Raw genomic sequence first — 19,060 nt, 5'->3', positions numbered from 1 at the left:
CCTGCCGTCACGTCTTACCCGCTTCTATCCATCGCCTCTTTGACGAGCTCGTCGGCGGCTTCGGCCAAGAGCTCGTCTGCAGCTTCGCCATAAACTGACTCGCGGCCGATTTCCAGCATCACGGGCACGGCGAGCGGGGAGACGTGATCGAGTTCCCGGTGCGTGATGCGGCCGTGGATGCGCATCAGCATGTCGCCGAGGCGGCGCAAATCGAGCAGGCCGGTGGCGGCATCGGCGCGCGCAGCGCGGAGCAGGACGTGATCGGCCTGGTGCTTGCGCAGCACGTCGTAGACGAGATCGGTCGAGAACAGCACCTGGCGGCGGCTCTTCTCTTCGCCGGTGTGGCGGCGCGCGATCAGGCCGGAGATGATCGCGCAGTTGCGGAAGGTGCGCTTCATCAGCGCGGATTCGGCGAGCCAGGCTTCGAGATCATCGCCGAGCATGTCAGGGTCGAACAGCGCGTTGAGATCGATCCACCCATCGCGGATCATGAAGGAGAGATCGCCAAGCCCCCAGATCGCCACGGCATATTCATTGGCGACGAAGCCGAGCGGCCGCGCGCGGGCTCGCTCCAGCCGCCGCGTCAAGAGCATGCCGAGGGTTTGATGCGCGAGGCGGCCCTCGAACGGGTAGCAGACCAGATAATGCTTGTTGGCCCGCGGAAAGCTCTCGACCAGGAGCTCCCGGACTGCCGGCACTTGGCTGACGTCCTTCTGCAGCGACAGCCAGTCGCGCACCTGCTCCGGCAAGCCGCCCCAGGCGCGGCCATTATCGAGCAGGCGGCGCACGCGCTCGGCGAGATAGGTCGAGAGCGGAAACTTGCCGCCCATGTAGGACGGCACCTTGGGGTCCTTGTCATGTGCGCGCGAGACATAGACCTGATCCTCCACCAGCGTCTCGTAGCGCACCACCTCCCCGGAGAACACGAAGGTGTCGCCGGGCGAAAGGCCCTCGATGAAGGCCTCCTCGATCTCGCCGAGCAGCCGGCCGCCGCGCGCGATCACGCCCGTGGATCCCGTGCCGCCGCCGCGCGAGCGCACCAGCCGCACCTTCAGCATGTCGTCCTCGACGATGGTGCCGACATTCATGCGATAGCTCTGCCGCACCTTGGGATTGGCGACGCGCCAGCGTCCCTCCTTGTCCTGCTTGATGCGGGCGAAGCGCTCATAGGTCTTCAGCGCATAACCGCCGGAGGCGACGAAATCGACGACATCGTCGAAATCCTGCCGCGGCAACTCGGCGTAGGGCGCGGCCGTGCGGACCTCGCCGTAGAGCTCATCGCTGAAGAACGGCTCGCCGCAGGCACAGCCCAGAACATGCTGAGCCAGCACGTCGAGGGCACCCGTGCGCAAGGGCGGCGTGTCCTGCGCATTCTCGGCGATGGCGTCGATGGCGACTCGGCACTCCAGGACTTCAAAACGGTTGGCGGGCACCAGCACGGCGCGCGAGGCCTCGTCGAGGCGGTGATTGGCGCGGCCGATGCGCTGCATCAGACGCGAGGAGCCTTTTGGCGCACCGATATTGACGACGAGATCGACGTCACCCCAGTCGACGCCGAGGTCGAGCGAGGAGGTGCAGACCACGCCGCGCAGCCGGCCCGCCGACATGGCGTCCTCGACCTTGCGGCGCTGGGCGACGTCGAGCGAACCGTGATGCAGCGCGATGGCAAGGCCATCGTCGTTCATGCTCCAGAGATTCTGGAACAGCATCTCAGCCTGGCTGCGGGTGTTGACGAAGACCAGCGTGGTCTTGTTGGCCTTGATCAGTTCGTAGATTTCAGGAAGCGCGTGACGCGCGCTGTGGCCGGCCCAGGGCAGCCGCTCGCGCGTATCGAGCATCTCGACCACGGGCGGCGCGGCACCGCCGGCGACGACGATGTCGGCTGCCCGCTCCTTGCCGTCGGGCTGCGGCACCAGGAAGCGCGCGAGCTGCTCCGGCTCGGCTACGGTCGCGGACAAGCCGATCGCGCGCATCTGCGGCGCGAGGCGCCACAATCGCGCCAGCCCGAGGGAGAGCAGATCGCCGCGCTTGGACGTCACCAGCGCGTGCAACTCGTCGAGCACGATGCGCTTCAGCGAGGAGAACAGGAACGGCGCGTCGTCCGAGGAGAGCAGCAGCGCGAGCTGCTCGGGTGTCGTCAGCAACACGTCCGGCGGATAGCGCCGCTGCCGCTGACGGCGCGAGACCGGCGTATCGCCGGTGCGGGTCTCGACCTTGATGGGCAAGCCCATCTCGGCGATCGGACGCTCGAGATTGCGCGCGATGTCGACGGCGAGGGCCTTGAGCGGCGAGATGTAGAGGGTGTGCAGGCCGCCGCTGCGTTGCACGCTGCGGCCGGTGGAGACGAGGTTCTTCTTCGCGCCCGCGTCGCGTGTCAGCGGCTGCGCCGACAGCTCGACCAGCGTCGGCAGAAATCCGGCCAGCGTCTTGCCGGCGCCGGTCGGCGCGATCAGCAGCGCCGAGCGATCCTCGCGCGCCTTCTCCAGCAGCGCCAATTGATGCGCGCGCGGCGACCAGCCGCGGGCTGCGAACCAGGCCTGAAAGCGATCCGGCAGCAGCGCGGCCGGCTCGGTCGATGTCTGGAGGATACGGGGCGGCACGGCATGACAGGTAAGCCGTAGGGATGGCTTCGTCGAGGGGGGCCGCCCTCCCCGCCTGCACGAGGAGGGCTACCACTCAGTCATTGTTGCGCGACCTGCGCAAGCGCCTCGCCCTTCGAGACGACCGCTTCGCGGTCTCCTCAGGGTGAGGCTCAGGTGCATCGGCGCTTGTTGAACCCGGCGCAACGCACTCGATCCTCATCCTGAGGGCCCGCCAACGGCGGGCGTCTCGAAGGATGGCAACGAGCGAGATCGCTCCCACGCAGCCCTTTTAGGCCCCGGCCGGCACCTGATCGAGAAATCCGGTCACGCTTCTGATCCGGCCGTCCTTCAGCACGGCGAAATCGGTGCCCTTGATCGGGCTGTCGGCGCCATCCGGGCCGAGCCCCCACGAAAAGCGGACGTGATCGCCGTAGCCGTTGGGCTCGCCGATCAGCTTGAATGTGAAATCGGGAAAGCGCTGCTGCACACCTGCGATCAGCGTCTCGATGCCGTCCTGGCCGTCGCCCTTCATCACGGGGTCGACGTAGCTCGCATCCGTCGTCCAGCTTTCGCTCAGCAGCTCGCGGCGGCGGCCGGCGGTGCGCTCGTTCCAGAGCTCGATGTAGCGGCGGGCGATGGTGACGGGGTCGGTCATGGTTCTCTCCTTCGATGGTGCCGTGTTGTCCGGCTGACCGTGACTATCGAAGGTTCACGCGCGTTGATCGATTACCTCGGAGGTCATCAACGCGCGTGAGGTGTTCGCAAAAATTACTTCGCCGCCGTCACCATGATCTCGACGGTGTATTGCGGGGCCGCCAGCTTGGCTTCGACGGTGGCGCGCGCAGGCGTATTGCCGGACGAGACCCAGGCGTCCCACACAGCGTTCATCTCTGCGAAGGTCTTCATGTCGGTGATGTAGATCGTGGCCGAGAGCAGCTTCGACTTGTCGGTGCCGGCCTTGGCGAGGTGGCCGTCGATGGTCGCCAGGATGTCCTGGGTCTGCTTCGTCACGCTTTCGCCGGCCGCCTTGTTGGCGACGACACCGGCGAGATAGACGGTGTTGCCGTGCACGACGACCTGGCTCATGCGCGGGCCGGTTTCAAAACGCTGAATGCTCATCTGGATCTCCTGGCTGGAATGGCGGCCCTGTCTAGCCCAGCGGTTTGCACTGTGCCAGCCCTGGCACGCATGCGTTGCCCGGCACGCATGCGTGGGGTAGCAACGCCGTTCACGGAAACCGGCTGAAGAACGTCCAGATCGTTTCGGCGCCATCGATGTCGCCGTTCTGCGGTCCGAGCAGGCTCCTGGCGACCTTCGGGAAGCGGGCATCCGGAGCAAAGCCTGGCATGCGGTGGCCGCCATGGTTGATGCGATAGAGCACGACGTCGTGCCCAGCCGGACATCGCGAGCCGATCCGCGTCACTGTGGACTGGTCCGCCGGCGCCACGTCGGGCATGTCGGTGATCCCGGCGTCGTCGATCTCGCAGCCATTGAGCCTGCGCCAGAACGCCAGCGTCTCGTCCGTCGACCAGAATCCCTCAGCGGCAAAATAGCTCGATCCGCGCCCTCCCTCATAAGGGACCAGCGGATCTTCGGTCCCGTTCATGAGCAGCATCGGCAGCGGCCGCGACGGATGGCACGTGACGGCGGCTTCATCGTTGAGGTTCATGATCACACTCGCAGCCGCCGCAAACAGATCGGCCCGCGCACAGGCCATGGTCATCGCCATGGCACCGCCATTGGAGACGCCGGCGACGTAGACGCGCTTCGGATCGGCCGTGCCGTCGGCCACCAGCTTCTCGACCAGCCTTGCGATGAAGGCGACGTCATCGGTGCCCGCCGGTGGTCCGCGCAGGGCAGGCCCCGCCTTGGTGCGCGCGTCCGCCCATGCGTTGTTGAGCCCGTCCGGAAACACCACGGCGAGGCCCTCGCGCTTGGCAACCTGCGGCCAAGCCGACCGCGTGACCATGTCGGCACCGCGCTGGGTCTTGCCATGCAGCACGACGACCAGCGGTGCGGGCCGCTTGGCCGGCAGTTGCGCAGTGTAGGAGCGCTTCATCCCGTTGACATCGATTGTATCGGCGGACGCAGCCGAAGCTGCCGCCAAAGCAGCGATCAGGGTGGCGATGCGCATCCGCCGCCGCATGGTCTAGCCCACTGCCTTGGCGGCGGCACGGCCCGCATTGCGGCCCGAGAACAGGCAGCCGCCCAGAAAGGTGCCTTCCAGCGAGCGATAGCCATGCACGCCGCCGCCACCGAAGCCGGCGGCCTCGCCGACGGCGTAGAGGCCCGGAATGATGCTGCCCTCCTCCCCGAACACGCGGGAGTCGAGATCGGTCTCGAAGCCGCCCAGCGTCTTGCGGGTGAGAATGTTGAGCTTCACGGCGATCAGCGGCCCATGCGCGGGATCGAGGATGCGGTGCGGAGAAGCGGTGCGGATCAACTTGTCGCCAATATAGCGGCGCGCATTGTGGATGTTCATGACCTGGGCGTCCTTGACGTAAGGATTGGCGATCTCGCGGTCGCGCGCCTCGATCTGCATCCTGATGTGCTCGAGCTTGAGGAGATCGCTGCCGGCGAGCTTGTTCATGGCCACAACGAGCTCATCGAGCTTGTCGCGGACAATGAAGTCGACACCGTGGCTCTTGAACGCCTCCACCGGCGCCGGCGCCCCCTTGTTGGTGGCCCGGCGAAGCGTCATGCGCCAGCTCTTGCCGGTCAGGTCCGGGTTCTGCTCCGAGCCCGACAGCGCAAACTCTTTCTTGATGATGCTCTGGGTCAGGATGAACCAGGAATAATCGTAGCCGGTCGACATGATGTATTTGAGCTGGCCGAGCGTGTCGGAGCCCGGGAATAGCGGCGCCGGCAGCCGCGTGCCTGTGGCGTCGAACCACATCGAGGAAGGACCCGGCAGGATGCGGATGCCGTGGCGCGGCCAGATCGGGTTCCAGTTCTGGATGCCCTCGACGTAGTGCCACATGCGGTCGCGGTTGATCAGCCGCGCGCCGGTCTTTTCCGTGATGCCGATCATGCGCCCGTCGACATGCTCGGGCACGCCGGAGATCATGAACTTCGGGGGCTCACCGAGCCGCTTCGGCCAGTTCTGCCGCACCAGCTCGTGGTTGCCGCCGATGCCGCCGGAGGCGACGATCACGGCCTGCGCCTTCAGTGCGAAGTCGCCGACCACGCTGCGCGAGGAGCTCTTGCCGCGCTCTGCATCATCGGGCGCAAGAACGACGCCGCTGACGCCATCCACGGTGCCATTGCTGATAGAGAGCGCATCGACGCGATGACGAAATCTGAAGATCAATCGGCCGGTCTTGGCTGCCTCGCGCGCGCGGCGCTCGAACGGCTCGACGATGCCCGGGCCGGTGCCCCAGGTGACGTGGAAGCGCGGCACCGAATTGCCGTGGCCCATCGCGTCATAGCCGCCGCGCTCGGCCCAACCGACCACGGGAAAGAAGCGATGGCCCATCGCGCGCAGCCAGCCGCGCTTCTCGCCGGCCGCGAAGGCCACATAGGCTTCGGCCCATTGGCGCGGCCAGAAATCCTCGTCGCGGTCGAAGCCGGCGGTGCCGAGCCAGTCCTGCATGGCAAGCTCGTAGGAGTCCTTGATGCCGAGCCGGCGCTGCTCCGGCGAATCGACCAGGAACAATCCGCCGAACGACCAGAACGCCTGGCCGCCCAGCGACTGCTCGCCTTCCTGGTCGACTACCATCACGCGCTTGCCCGCTTCGGCGATCTCGGTGGCGGCAACGAGGCCCGACAGTCCCGCGCCGACGACGATGACGTCCGTTTCTTCAACCATGCGTTTCCCCCTCCAAGTTCTTCTCCTCCTCAAGGGTTCCACCCTGTAGTTGCCCGGATTGAAGCCAGCGGTTGCAACTGAGATCAAGGGTATGGCGCGCAAGACCTCGTTAACTTGTTCCACTTTGGGATAGAGACCGGCCGGGTGCAGCGCGGGCGCAACACTGGATTTGAATTTGTTTTGAGCCAGCAGGCCTGCCTAGACAAAACTTCGGTTACGACCGACGCTAGCCGTGCATCATCACCTGACACACAGATTCGAATTCGACTGGGGCGGGGGAAAATGAAGTTTCTGACGGGGTTGCTTGCGGCGGTCCTCTTGATCGCGGGCATGGGGGCTTCTCACGCGGTGGTTCGGATCGCGGATGACCGCGGCGGCCGGATCGGAACCTACGTCGACAGGTACCAGGACCTCAGGCAATCGGGTGAGACGGTCATCATCGATGGCCTCTGTGCCTCGGCCTGTACCATCGTTCTCGGTGCTATCCCGCACGACCGGATCTGCGTGACCTCGCATGCGACGCTGGGCTTCCACGCCGCCTGGGATTTCGGCGCCAACGGCCGCGCCGTCACCAATCCCGAAGCGACCCAGATGCTGTACGCGATGTATCCCTCGCAGATCAGGCGCTGGATCGGCCAGCGGGGCGGCCTCACCCCGCGGATGCTCTTCCTGAAAGGCAAGCAGCTCCAGGCCATGTACAAGCCGTGCTACCTGGACGCGCAAGCCTCGACGACCAGGCCGTCGCGCCGGTCGCTCCCGCAAGCGGAGCCGCTCGAATCCGCTCGAGGCCAGCTCCTCCACTGACATCCACAGGCTGGCGGCGTCCTTTGGCGCCGCCGCGGCGTCTTGCCTGCTGGCGGCGCCTTGCCTGCTGGCGGCGCCTTGCCTGCTGGCGGCGCCTTGCCCGCAGCCGGCGCAAAGCCTATCTGAAAGCCAGGGAACCGGGGCCTTCGTCCCGATCGTTGTCATGGCTCAACCGCTGCACCCGGCACATCGGCTATCGGACAATTCGCCCACTGCCGGGCGGATGCCATCCGTGCTGCTGTGGGCGGGCGCTGCAATCGGCGGTCTCGCCGTGATCGGCGCGCTGGCGCTCTGGTTCCACTATGGCAGCCAGGTGTTCTTCGAAATGATCAGGACCGGCTTTGCCGCCTGCTTCTGACCTGCGACAGGAAGTTTTCCGCCCATGAGCTCCGCCACCCGTCCGCTGGTGATCGCGACCGCCTTTGCCGCAAGCCTCGTCGTCGGGCTCCTGATCATGTTCTGGGCGATGGGCGGCGTCAGCAAGGTGGCACAGCCGGCCGCGATCGGCGGCCCGTTCCAGCTGACCGACCAGAACGGGAAGGCCGTCACCGACAAGAGCCTGAAGGGCAAGCCGACCCTGATCTTCTTCGGCTACACCCATTGCCCCGACGTCTGCCCGACCTCGCTGTTCGAGATCTCGGAAGTGCTGCGCGCGCTGGGCAAGGACGCCGACAAGGTCAATGCCATCTTCATCTCGGTCGATCCCGAGCGCGACACGCCGGCGACGATGAAGGATTACCTGTCGAGCTTCGATCCGCACCTCCAGGGCCTGTCCGGCGACCCCGCCGAGACCGCCAAGGTCATCTCCTCCTACCGGGTCTATGCCAAGAAGGTCCCGACCAAGGATGGCGACTACACGATGGACCACACCGCGCTGATCTACCTGATGGACCGCGAGGGCAGGTTCGTTTCGCCGTTCAATTTGAAGCGGACGCCGGAAGAGGCAGCGGTTGATTTGAAAAAGTATCTTTGAAGGCCCGATTTGGGCGCGATGCTTCCGCGCCGTCATGGCCGGGCATAGCCGTCCGAAGGACGGCGTCGCTTCCGCTCGCCTATGTCCCGGCCATCCACGTTCTTGGGCTGGGTGAGGAAGTTCGTGGATGCCCGGGACAAGCCCGGGCATGACCGAGAGACGTTGCCCTTCCCACATTCCAGGCTCGCGTTCCCGGCGGGATGGTCTATAAGGCCCTCCGATCTCGACGAAATTCATTACTTGCGGCCGATGGCTCCATCGCAACAGGCGAAATCGCTCAAATCTGTCCGTGGCTTGCTGGCAGGGCTGGCTGCCGGCCTTTGCCTGCTGGGCGGCGTCACCGAGGCGAACGCGCAAGCCCCCGCCAAGCAGCCTCCGGCAGCGCCACAGACCTCCCCTCAGGCCGCTCCGCAGGCCGTGCCCGGGTTCTGGGACCCGCGTCGGCGGCCGGAGCGGCCGGACCTGTCGCGCCTGACCGTGATCCGCTTCCTGACCGAGACCGACTATCCACCATTCAACTTCACCGGCGCGGACGGCAATCCGGCCGGCTTCAACGTCGATTTTGCCCGCGCGCTCTGCGAGGAGATCAAGGTCACCTGCACGGTGCAAATGCGGCGTTTCGAGACCCTGATCGATGCGCTCACCTCCAACCGGGGCGATGCCATCATCGCCTCCATGGCGGTGAGCCCGCAGCTGCGCGCCCGCGTCGACTTCACCGATCCCTATTATCGCGTGCCGGCGCGCTTCGTCTCGCGCAAGGATGCGGTGATGCCGGAGATCCGCCCCGAATATCTCGAAGGCAAGAAGGTCGGCGCCATCGCCGGCTCCGCGCACGAGGCGTATCTCAAGGCGATGTTCACGGACGCCGAGCTGCACGCCTACCCCAATGACGATGCGATGCGCGCAGCTCTGCGCAGGGGCGAGGTCGACTTTATCTTCGGCGACGCCATCTCGCTGGCGTTCTGGATCAACGGCACGGATTCGGCCGATTGCTGCGCCTTCTCCGGCGGCCCATTCGTCGAGAGCCGTTTCTTCGGCGAGGGCATCGGCATCGCCGTGCGCAAGGGCAACGACGTGCTGCGCCAGGCCCTGAACTGGGCGATGTTCCGGATCTGGGAAAAAGGCCGCTACACCGATCTCTGGCTACGGTATTTCTCCGTCAGCCCGTTCTGACCTTCGCCTCTCCGCCTGCAGCGGGAGTGCGGACGATCGCAGAGATCATCACGCGCGCGTCATACCCATTCACCACGCCTGAAATTCCCGGTCCCGCCCGCCGGCGAATTCCGCTATTGAGGGACGCGGCAATCGTTCCGTTCCTTCCGCGAGCATTCCGCGTTCGTCGATCCGTCTCGCCGGTGCGCAGGTTCAATGCAGCTTTACCTCCCGATCGCCGATCTTCCGGTCAACGTCTTCCTGGTGCTCGCCATGGGCGCTGCGGTCGGCTTCGTCTCCGGCATGTTCGGCATCGGCGGCGGCTTCCTGATGACGCCGCTTTTGATCTTCATCGGCATCACGCCGGCGGTCGCGGTGGCCTCGGTGGCGAGCCACATCGCGGCCTCCTCCTTTTCCGGCGCTCTCTCCTATTGGCGGCGACGCGCGATCGATCCGGCGCTGGCGAGCGTCTTGTTATGCGGCGGCGTGACCGGCACGACGCTCGGCGTCTGGACCTTCACCCAGCTGCGCGCGCTCGGCCAGCTCGACCTGATGATCGCGCTCTCCTACGTCGTGCTGCTCACCACGGTCGGCAGCCTGATGTTCTCGGAAGGATTGCGCGCCTTGATGCGGACCCGGCGCGGGGCGCTGCCCCCGCGCCGCACCCACAACTGGATCCACGGCTTGCCGCTGAAGATGCGGTTCAAGCGCTCGAAGATCTACCTCTCGGTCATCCCCGTGGTGATCGTCGGCATCGTGATCGGCTTCATCGGCGCCATCATGGGTATAGGCGGCGGCTTCATCCTGGTGCCGATCATGATCTATCTCTTGAGGGTACCGACCTCGACGGTGATCGGGACTTCGATGGTTCTCACCGTCGTCACCATGCTGTTCGCGACCATGCTGCACGCGGCGACCAATCACCTGGTCGATGCCGTGCTGGCGCTGATCCTGATGGTCGGCGGCGTCACCGGCGCGCAGTTCGGCGCCCGTGCCGGACAGAAGATCCGTGGCGAGCAGCTGCGGCTGCTGCTGGGCTTGCTCATCCTCTCGGTCGGAATCCGCTTCGCGATCGAACTGGTGATCCAGCCCTCCGATCTCTTCACCATCCGTGAGCTCGGAGTGAGCCGATGAGGCGCATGCTTCTCGCCATCGTCATCGTCCTGCTGCTCGGCGGCGCTGCGCAGGCCGAGCGACTGATCGTGTCGGTCTCGAATCATCGCGTCACGGTGACGCCGAACTATTCCGGCGAGGAGCTGGTGCTGTTCGGCTCGGTCGAGAAGGATGCGACGACGCCGGCCGACCGCACGGCCTACGATCTCGTCGTCACCGTGATGGGCCCGCGCGCCGACATGGTGACGCGGCGGAAGGAGCGCACCTTCGGCATCTGGATCAACACCGACTACCGCCAGTTCCTGCAGGTGCCGAGCTATCTCGCGCTGTTCGCCAACCGCCCGTTGGACGCCATCACCTCGCCCGAGATCGCGCGGCGGCAGCAGATCGGGCTCAACAACGTGCTGCTGACGCAACGGGTCAGCGGCGACTTTGCCGACGTGGTGCCGAACGATGCGTTCCGCTCGGCCTTCATTCGCCTGCGCACCCAGCGCGGGCTTTATAGGGAAGACGGCAGCGCGGTCACGTTCCTGACGCCGACGCTGTTCCGCACCGGCATTCCGCTGCCCGCGGAGGTGCCGATCGGCACCTATGAGGTCGAGATCAAGCTGTTCGCCAACGGTGCGTTCATCGGCAAGACCGAGACCGCGTTCGAGATCGTCAAGGTCGGCTTCGAGCAGTTCGTCGCGACGACCGCCCGGCAGAACGGCCTGATCTACGGCCTCGCCACGGTTGCGATGGCGCTGATGACGGGGTGGATGGCCTCGATCGTGTTCAGGAAGGACTAGCCCCCGTCATTGCTTCGTCGCAAGGGCTCCTCGCAATGACGATAGTGAACAGCGGGGCCTCCACCTACACCGCCGCCTTCGCAGGCCGCGTCACGAGATAAATGCCGAGCGCGACCGGAATGATGCCGAGCAGGTCGCGCGCCTCGATGTGCTCGCCGAGGACGAGGAATGCGAACAGCATGCCGAGCGGCGGCATCAGGAAATGATAGGCGCTGGCGGCGGTGGCGCCACACGTCTTCAAGAGGCGAAACCAGAGCCAAGAAGCGACGATCGAGCCGCCGAGCACGAGAAAGGCGAAGGCGCCGATCAGGCTCGGCGTATAGTCGATCGCGTCGACATCGGCGAAGGTGAGCGCGACCGGTGTCAGCACGATGCCGGAAGCGAGGTTCTGCACGCCATTGCCGATCCACAGGGATCCCTTCGGCGCCAGCAGCTTGAACAGGATGGTGCCGGCCACGATGGACGCGAGCGAGGCCAGCGTGAAGACGATGCCGTGCAGCGAATCGGTGCCGACCGACAGGCGGTGCCAGACGATTGCGGTCACGCCGACGATGCCGAGCAGGAGGCCGCTCGCCTTGCGCCAGGTCATGCCTTCGCCGAGCAGCAGCGCGGCAAGGCCCGCGGTGAACACCGGATTGGCTGACACGATCAGGCCGCCGAGGCCGGCGGAGACCGATTGCAGGCCGGTGTAGCCGAGGCCGAGATAGAGCGCGTTGTTGGCGATGCCGAGCATCGCGAAGATCGCGGCATCGCGCCACGACAAGGACCAGACTTCGCCGCGGATCAATGTGGCACCCAGGATCAGGATGCCCGCGAGGGAGAAGCGCGCGGCGAGCAGGATCAGCGGCGGGCAATGGGTGACGCCGATCTTGCCGGCGACGAAGGCGTAGCTCCAGAGCAGGCAGAACAGGCCGATCGCGAGCGGCAATGTGTTGAAGCGGCTGCGAGGGGCGGGAAGCGAGGTCGCGAGCGACATGAGGACATTCTCGGATATTTTCTTCTGCCCTCGATCTAAGGAGGCCGCTTGTCATCTGGAAATTAAATGATTAACTCATGCCCAGTGGATTTCTTAATGGAGGCGGCCATGCTCGATCTCGAGCTGCTGCGCAGCTTCGTCTCGGTGGTCGAGGCCGGCGGCTTCACCCGCGCCGGCGAGCGCGTCCACCGCACGCAATCGACCGTGAGCCAGCAAATCAAGCGGCTGGAAGAGGATGTCGGTCAGGTGCTGCTGCACCGCGACGGCAAGGACGTACGCCCGACCGAGGCCGGCGAGCGGCTGCTGTCCTATGCGCGGCGATTGCTCTCGCTGGCCGAGGAGGCGCGCGACGTGCTGCGCCAGCCTGATAGCGAAGGCGCGATCCGGCTTGGCATCCCCGAGGACTTTGCCGCGTACCGGCTGGCAAAACTGCTGGGCGCGTTCTCGCGCTCGCATCCGGGATTGCGGCTGGACGTGCGCGCCGATCAGAGCAAGCATCTCGCCCGCGATCTCCAACGCGGCGAGCTCGACCTTGCGCTCTACAAGCGCGAGGCTGGCGCGAAGGACGCGATCGCGGTGTGGCCGGAGCGGGTGCACTGGGTCACCAGCAAGAGCCATCCGGTCGACGTCAACGTGCCGTCGGTGCCGCTGATCGGCTTTCCGCTCGGCTGCATCTACCGCGCCGGCGCCATCCACGCGCTGGAAACGGCCGGCCGCGCTTGGCACACCGCCTACACCTCATCGAGCCTCGCGGGCATTCAGGCCGCAGTCGCCGCCGGCATGGGCCTCAGCATCCTGTCGGAGATGGCGATCCAGACCGACCACCGCGTGCTGACGGCGAAGGACGGCTTTGCGCCGATCAACAAGACCGAGGTTGCACTGATGGCTTCGCCAGATGCGAGCCCGGCGACGCTACGGCTTGCGGACCGTCTCGCGGAGTTTTGCGATGCGGTGCAGAGCAAGGCGGCTTGAGCTCGCCAAAGCTCCTACGGCTCTCAATTCGCTGCGGACATCAGCTTGTCGCCGCACGCGCTTGCGTAGAACTTGCCGCCGCATTGGCGCTTGATCGCAGCGCAGCGGGCTGCGGGCGACGCCTTCTGCGACACCGTGAAGCCACAGCTGAGGCCGTCGGCGCTGCGACCGGTTTTGCCGGCGGCGAACGCCGCACTGGTGGCGCTGATGCAGACGACGAGCAGGGCCGCAGTGGCGATTTCGATCAGCAGTCTCACGGTCCGCTTCTCCACACTGATGGCTGATTCTTTCGTAATCTAACACCGAATCTGGGTTTCTCCGTGCTCCTCCGGGTTCCCAATTCGGCCCATTCCTTGCATAAATTTGCGCCAGCGCAATGCACGGCCACGCGGGCGACAGTTCCGCTGCAAGGGCAGGACGCGTAGAGTTAAGAGTTGTTTCGACCTAGGAAGTAACGGCTTTGCAGGATTCATCGTTCCAGCCCAGTTTTCCGGCCCCCGGGCAGCCCATCGACGAACTCGCGCTGGCCGAGATCAAGGGCGCAATCCTGGCAAAGCTGCGCCTTGCCATCGGCAAGGACGCTGGCATGGCGACCAGGCACGATTGGTACCAGGCCGCGGCGCTCGCGCTGCGCGACCGCATCGTGCATCGCTGGCTCACGGCCGAGAAGCACAGCTACGACGCGGGCCGCAAGCGGGTTTACTATCTCTCGCTCGAATTCCTGATCGGCCGGCTCTTCACCGACGCGCTCAACAACATGGGCCTGCTCAAGATCTTCGAGGTCGCGCTCGGCGATCTCGGCGTCTCGCTGCCGGAGCTGCGCAAATGCGAGCCGGATGCGGCGCTCGGCAATGGCGGCCTCGGCCGGCTCGCCGCCTGCTTCATGGAGAGCATGGCGACGCTGTCGATCCCCGCGATCGGCTACGGCATCCGCTACGATTACGGCCTGTTCCGCCAGATCATCAATCAGGGCTGGCAGCAGGAATATCCCGACGAATGGCTGAGCTTCGGCAATCCCTGGGAATTGCAGCGGCCCGAGGTGATCTACGACGTCAATTTCGGCGGCGGCGTCGAGCATGTCGACGACAAGGGCCGCGACCGCTCGATCTGGCATCCTGCTGAAACCGTGCAGGCGATCGCCTATGACACGCCGATCGTCGGCTGGCGCGGCCAGCACGTCAACGCGCTGCGGCTGTGGTCGGCGCGCTCGCCCGATCCGCTCAAGCTCGACGCCTTCAACAAAGGCGATTACGTCAGCGCCAGCGCCGAGCAGGCGCGCGCGGAGGCGATCTGCAAGTTCCTCTATCCGAACGACGAGAGCCCGGCGGGCCGCGAGCTGCGGCTGCGCCAGGAATATTTCTTCGTCTCCGCCTCGCTCCAGGACCTGGTGAAGCGGCATCTCGCCTCCGACGGCCAGCTGCGCAACCTCGCCGGCAAGGTCGCGGTGCAGCTCAACGACACCCATCCGAGCCTTGCCGTCACCGAGCTGATGCGCATCCTCGTCGACCTCCACAATTTCCGCTGGGACGAGGCCTGGAAGATCACGGTCGCCACCCTCTCCTACACCAACCACACGCTGCTGCCGGAGGCGCTGGAGACCTGGCCGGTCGAGCTGTTCGAGCGGCTGCTGCCGCGGCATCTGGAGATCATCTACCGCATCAATGTGCAGCATCTGGCGCTCGCCGAAGCGCGCTGCCCCGGCGACATCGACTTCCGCGCCTCGGTCTCGCTGATCGACGAGAAGAGTGGCCGCCGCGTGCGCATGGGCCAACTCGCCTTCGTCGGCTCGCACCGCATCAACGGGGTCTCGGCGATGCATTCGGACCTGATGCGCGAGACCGTTTTCCACGACCTCAACCATCTCTATCCCGGACGGATCACCAACAAGACCAACGGCATCACCTTCCGACGCTGGCTGATGCTGGCGAACCCGAAGCTGACCGATTTGTTGCGCGAGAGCTGCGGCGATGCCGTGCTCGACGATCCGACCCAGCTCTCGCTGATAGAGGCGCGCGCCAGCGACGCCGAGTTCCAGAAGAAGTTCCGCAGCGTCAAGCACCACAACAAGGCCCAGCTCGCCCGCCTGATCGGCGAACGGCTCGGCATCAGGGTCGACCCGGGCGCATTGTTCGACGTGCAGATCAAGCGCATCCACGAGTACAAGCGCCAGTTGCTCAACGTCATCGAGACGGTCGCGCTGTACCAGGCGATCAAGGACGAGCCCAACGGCAATTGGGTGCCGCGGGTCAAGATCTTCGCCGGCAAGGCGGCGGCGAGCTATCGCTACGCCAAGCTGATCATCAAGCTGATCAACGACGTCGCCGAGATCGTCAACAACGATCCCGCGATCGGCGGCAAGCTCAAGGTCGTGTTCCTGCCCGACTACAATGTCAGTCTCGCCGAGGTGATCATTCCCGCCGCCGATCTGTCCGAGCAGATCTCCACCGCGGGCATGGAAGCCTCCGGCACCGGCAACATGAAGCTGGCGCTGAACGGGGCCATCACCATCGGCACGCTCGACGGCGCCAATATCGAGATCCGCGACCATGTCGGCGCGGAGAATATCGCGATCTTCGGCATGGAAGCCGGCGACGTGATGATCAGGCGCAAGCAGGGGCTGGATGCTTCCGACGTGATCCGCCGGTCGCCGAAGCTGCAGCGTGCCATCAACGCGATCGGCGCCGGCGAGTTCTCGCCCGGCGACCCCGGCCGTTTCGAATCCATCGCGCACGCGCTGCGTTATCTCGACCATTACATGGTCAGCGCCGATTTCGATTCCTATTACGAGGCGCAGCGCGCGGTCGATGCGCGCTGGCAGGTGGCGCCGGCCTGGACCCGCGCCTCGATCCTCAATGTCGCGCGCATGGCCTGGTTCTCCTCGGACCGCACCATCCGCGAATATGCCGAGGAGATCTGGAACGTGCCGGTCAATCCGACCACGCCGCTGCTGCCGAACCTGCGCGACGCCGCGGGCTGATTTTCCGCGGCGTGGAAGCGGCGTTACCTGACACGTAATTGCACATGCAAGCAATGGCTGTGATATGACGACCGTCATTCCGGGGCGGCTCGCAGAGCCGAACCCGGAATCTCGAACTTCCGGGTTCGATGCTGCGCATCGCCCCGGAATGACAGACGGAAACGCAATGCACGCCAAGCTCCCGCACCCCTTCGACGAGGCCACGCGCGTCACCGCCGGTGACTCTAGCTGGCAGGGACACACCAGCAATGATTACTGGGCCTTTGTCGGCCCGTTCGGCGGCGTCACCGCCGCGACGATCCTGCGCGCGCTGATCGAGCATCCGCAAGCCGCCGGCGATCCGCTCGCCCTCACCGTCAATTATTGCGCGCCGATCGCCAAGGGTCCGTTCGATCTCGACGTGCGCCTCGTCAAGGCCAACCGCTCCAGCCAGCACTGGAGCGTCGAGCTCAGCCAAGGCGGCGGCGAGGTCGCAACGCTCGCCACCGCGGTGTTCGCCGAGCGCCGTCCGTCCTGGGAGCACAGGGTAGCGCAATATCCGGATGCCAAGCCGTTCGAGGAGACGCTGCCGTTCCCAAGAATCTCGGCATCCTGGGCCAACCAGTACGAATTCCGCTTCGTCGAGGGCGAGATGCGGATCGGCCCGCCGCAGGCCGAGCCCGCCAGCACCTATTCGAAGATCTGGATCAGCGACCGCACGCCGCGCAAGCTAGACATGCTGTCGCTGATGTCGATGTCGGACGCCTTCTTCGGCCGCATCTTCCATGCAAGGCGCGAGCTGGTGCCGTTCGGCACGGTGTCGCTGACGACCTATTTCCACACCGACGCCGAGGAGCTCGCGGCTGAGGACATCACGCGCGTGCTGGCGACGGCGGATTCGAAGATCATGCATAAGAGCTACGCCGACCAGAACGCCGAGCTGTGGTCGCCGAACGGCCGGCTGCTCGCGACCACGACGCAGATCGCGTATTTCAAGGCGTAGCTGCTTCCAGACTCGTCATTGCGAGGAGCGCTAGCGACGAAGCAATCCAGAGCGTCTCTGCGCGGGGATTCTGGATTGCTTCGCTGCGCTCGCAATGACCGTGGAGAGATATGCGGCAAACAAAAAGGGCGGCCTTGCGGCCGCCCTGCTGCGTTGAAGACAGAGCGTTTACTCCGCGGCGAGCTTCACGTCCGGCGCGGCGGCGCGCACTTCGGCGTCGACCTGGGCTTCGAACTTTGCGAAGTTCTTCTGGAACATGCCGACCAGCGCGCGGGCGGTCTTGTCGAACTCGTCCTTGTCCTTCCAGGTGTTGACCGGGTTGAGGATCTCGGCCGGCACGCCCGGCAGAGCGGTCGGGACCGCAAAGCCGAAATACTTGTCAGTGCGGAATTCGACGTTGCGAAGCGAGCCATCGAGCGCGGCGGTGAGCAGCGCGCGCGTCACCTTGATCGGCATGCGCGAGCCGACACCATACTTGCCGCCGGTCCACCCGGTGTTGACCAGCCAGCAATCGACATTGTGCTGGGCGATGAGGTCGCGCAGCATGTTGCCGTAGACGGATGGATCGAGCGGCAGGAAGGGCGAGCCGAAGCAGGTCGAGAATTCCGGCTGCGGCTCGTTGCCGAGACCGCGCTCGGTGCCGGCGACCTTGGCGGTGTATCCGGACAGGAAGTGATACATCGCCTGCGCCGGCGAGAGCTTGGCGATCGGCGGCAGCACGCCAAAGGCGTCGGCGGCCAGCATCACCACGTTCTTCGGCTGCGGCGCGCGGCCGGTGCGCGAGGCGTTCGGGATGAAGTCGAGCGGATAGGCCGAACGCGTGTTCTCGGTCTTGGAGCCGTCGTCGAAATCGACGACGCGGGTGTCCTCATCGAGCACGCAGTTCTCGAGCACCGCGCCGAAGCGGGTCGAGGCGGCATAGATCTCAGGTTCGGCTTCCTTCGACAGCTTGATGCACTTGGCGTAGCAGCCGCCTTCGAAATTGAAGACGCCGTTCGGGCCCCAGCCGTGCTCGTCGTCGCCGATCAGGGTGCGGTTGGGATCGGCCGACAGCGTCGTCTTGCCGGTGCCCGACAGGCCGAAGAAGATCGCGGTGTCGCCCTTGGCGCCGACATTCGCCGAGCAGTGCATCGGCATCACACCGCGCTCGGGCAGATAATAATTCAGGGTCGTGAAGACCGACTTCTTCATCTCGCCGGCATAATAAGACCCGCCGATCAGGACGATCTTGCGGGCGAAATCGATCGCGACCACGTTCTCCGAGCGGCAGCCATGGCGTTTAGGATCGGCGCGGAAGCTCGGCATGTCGATGATGGTGAGCTCCGGCACGAAGGTCGGCAGCTCGATCGCCTCGGGGCGGATCAGCAGCGTGCGGATGAACAGCGAGTGCCAGGCAAGCTCGGTGAAGACGCGCGTCTTGATCCGGTAGGCCGGGTCGGCGCCGCCATAGAGGTCCTGCGCGAACAGGCGCTTGCCTTCGGCGTGCTTGAGGAAGTCCTGGTAGAGCGTCTCGAACTGTTCTGCGGTGATCGACTGGTTGCCCGCCCACCACATCTTCTTGTCGGTGGTGGCGTCGCGCACCGTGAACTTGTCCTTCGGGCTGCGCCCGGTGAACTCGCCGGTGTCGGCGCAGAGTGCGCCATCGGCGGAGAGTACCGCCTCACCCCCTGCGAGCGAGTATTGATAGAGTTGCGGCGCACCCAGATTCCAGTGAACCTGCTTGAGATTCTTTAAGCCGAATTTGTCGGCGCCGAAGGCACCGTTGCGCACGCCCGTCTCTTGCACGAAAACATCCTCCTAGAACCCGCGACATCAAGCGCGGCCAAGTTTGGGCGCCATCGCGATCACCGTGATTAATGGGCCGTTCGGCCTTGGCTGAACGACCTAATACTGATGAACGCTGGCGTTGCCAAGCTGATCCCGCAGGATTTGG

General features: G+C 65.3%; 17 protein-coding genes. 9 read left to right on the top strand and 8 right to left on the bottom strand.

Translation table 11 applies throughout. From position 1 onward, the window contains the following. Nucleotides 1–14: 14 nt before the first annotated feature. From P0R31_RS29095 to P0R31_RS29075, 5 genes are all read right to left on the bottom strand, one after another. Complete coding sequence (locus P0R31_RS29095) at nt 15–2,600, bottom strand: ligase-associated DNA damage response DEXH box helicase (RefSeq protein ID WP_275517853.1); 2,586 nt, start codon at nt 2,598–2,600, stop codon at nt 15–17. Nucleotides 2,601–2,871: 271 nt separating this feature from the next. After that, the gene (locus P0R31_RS29090; protein ID WP_275517851.1) at nt 2,872–3,237 is read right to left on the bottom strand and encodes a nuclear transport factor 2 family protein; all 366 of its coding nucleotides are present in this window, start codon (nt 3,235–3,237) and stop codon (nt 2,872–2,874) included. A 113-nt stretch (nt 3,238–3,350) separates the two neighbouring features. Next, nucleotides 3,351–3,701 carry a RidA family protein gene (locus P0R31_RS29085; RefSeq protein WP_275517850.1) on the bottom strand — a complete coding sequence of 117 codons (351 nt, stop codon included), beginning with the start codon at nt 3,699–3,701 and terminating at the stop codon, nt 3,351–3,353. A gap of 109 nt (nt 3,702–3,810) precedes the next feature. Then, nucleotides 3,811–4,728, bottom strand: coding sequence for an alpha/beta hydrolase family esterase (locus P0R31_RS29080; protein WP_275517849.1), 918 nt, complete (start codon nt 4,726–4,728; stop codon nt 3,811–3,813). Nucleotides 4,729–4,731: 3 nt separating this feature from the next. Continuing rightward, on the bottom strand, nt 4,732–6,390 hold the full coding sequence (locus P0R31_RS29075) for an FAD-binding dehydrogenase (RefSeq protein ID WP_275517848.1): 1,659 nt from the start codon (nt 6,388–6,390) through the stop codon (nt 4,732–4,734). A gap of 282 nt (nt 6,391–6,672) precedes the next feature. Here P0R31_RS29075 and P0R31_RS29070 point away from each other — a divergent pair, with 282 nt between their 5' ends. From P0R31_RS29070 to P0R31_RS29045, 6 genes are all read left to right on the top strand, one after another. After that, on the top strand, nt 6,673–7,194 hold the full coding sequence (locus P0R31_RS29070) for a hypothetical protein (RefSeq protein WP_275517847.1): 522 nt from the start codon (nt 6,673–6,675) through the stop codon (nt 7,192–7,194). Between the two features lie 163 nt (nt 7,195–7,357). After that, nucleotides 7,358–7,552, top strand: a complete 195-nt coding sequence (locus P0R31_RS29065) for a hypothetical protein (RefSeq protein ID WP_036014155.1) — start codon at nt 7,358–7,360, stop codon at nt 7,550–7,552. 24 nt (nt 7,553–7,576) lie between these two features. Beyond that, nucleotides 7,577–8,167 carry an SCO family protein gene (locus tag P0R31_RS29060; protein WP_275517846.1) on the top strand — a complete coding sequence of 197 codons (591 nt, stop codon included), beginning with the start codon at nt 7,577–7,579 and terminating at the stop codon, nt 8,165–8,167. A gap of 249 nt (nt 8,168–8,416) precedes the next feature. After that, complete coding sequence (locus tag P0R31_RS29055) at nt 8,417–9,340, top strand: transporter substrate-binding domain-containing protein (protein WP_275517845.1); 924 nt, start codon at nt 8,417–8,419, stop codon at nt 9,338–9,340. Nucleotides 9,341–9,535: 195 nt separating this feature from the next. Beyond that, a complete protein-coding gene (locus P0R31_RS29050; RefSeq protein ID WP_074448058.1) occupies nt 9,536–10,453 on the top strand; it encodes a sulfite exporter TauE/SafE family protein in 918 nt (305 codons plus the stop codon). Continuing rightward, nucleotides 10,450–11,220, top strand: a complete 771-nt coding sequence (locus P0R31_RS29045; RefSeq protein WP_275517844.1) for a TIGR02186 family protein — start codon at nt 10,450–10,452, stop codon at nt 11,218–11,220. Before P0R31_RS29050 ends, P0R31_RS29045 begins: the two co-directional genes overlap by 4 nt. Before the next feature lie 64 nt (nt 11,221–11,284). On the opposite strand, the gene P0R31_RS29040 is transcribed toward P0R31_RS29045, so the two are convergent. Beyond that, nucleotides 11,285–12,196 carry a DMT family transporter gene (locus tag P0R31_RS29040; RefSeq protein ID WP_275517843.1) on the bottom strand — a complete coding sequence of 304 codons (912 nt, stop codon included), beginning with the start codon at nt 12,194–12,196 and terminating at the stop codon, nt 11,285–11,287. A 108-nt stretch (nt 12,197–12,304) separates the two neighbouring features. On the opposite strand from P0R31_RS29040, the gene P0R31_RS29035 reads away from it, so the two are divergent. Then, nucleotides 12,305–13,168 carry a LysR family transcriptional regulator gene (locus P0R31_RS29035; RefSeq protein WP_036041864.1) on the top strand — a complete coding sequence of 288 codons (864 nt, stop codon included), beginning with the start codon at nt 12,305–12,307 and terminating at the stop codon, nt 13,166–13,168. 23 nt (nt 13,169–13,191) lie between these two features. Here P0R31_RS29035 and P0R31_RS29030 read toward each other — a convergent pair whose 3' ends face one another. Continuing rightward, nucleotides 13,192–13,425: a hypothetical protein gene (locus P0R31_RS29030; RefSeq protein ID WP_275517842.1), complete on the bottom strand. Its 234-nt coding sequence runs from the start codon at nt 13,423–13,425 to the stop codon at nt 13,192–13,194. A 203-nt stretch (nt 13,426–13,628) separates the two neighbouring features. On the opposite strand from P0R31_RS29030, the gene P0R31_RS29025 reads away from it, so the two are divergent. After that, complete coding sequence (locus P0R31_RS29025; RefSeq protein ID WP_275517840.1) at nt 13,629–16,145, top strand: glycogen/starch/alpha-glucan phosphorylase; 2,517 nt, start codon at nt 13,629–13,631, stop codon at nt 16,143–16,145. Between the two features lie 166 nt (nt 16,146–16,311). Beyond that, a complete protein-coding gene (locus P0R31_RS29020) occupies nt 16,312–17,127 on the top strand; it encodes an acyl-CoA thioesterase (RefSeq protein ID WP_275517838.1) in 816 nt (271 codons plus the stop codon). A gap of 168 nt (nt 17,128–17,295) precedes the next feature. Here P0R31_RS29020 and P0R31_RS29015 read toward each other — a convergent pair whose 3' ends face one another. After that, nucleotides 17,296–18,912, bottom strand: a complete 1,617-nt coding sequence (locus P0R31_RS29015) for a phosphoenolpyruvate carboxykinase (protein ID WP_275498295.1) — start codon at nt 18,910–18,912, stop codon at nt 17,296–17,298. Nucleotides 18,913–19,060 lie beyond the last annotated feature (148 nt).

Source organism: Bradyrhizobium yuanmingense, from assembly GCF_029167105.1.
In the GTDB taxonomy this organism is placed as follows: Bacteria; Pseudomonadota; Alphaproteobacteria; order Rhizobiales; family Xanthobacteraceae; genus Bradyrhizobium; species Bradyrhizobium yuanmingense_A.
This window is presented reverse-complemented; position numbering and strand designations above follow the sequence as displayed.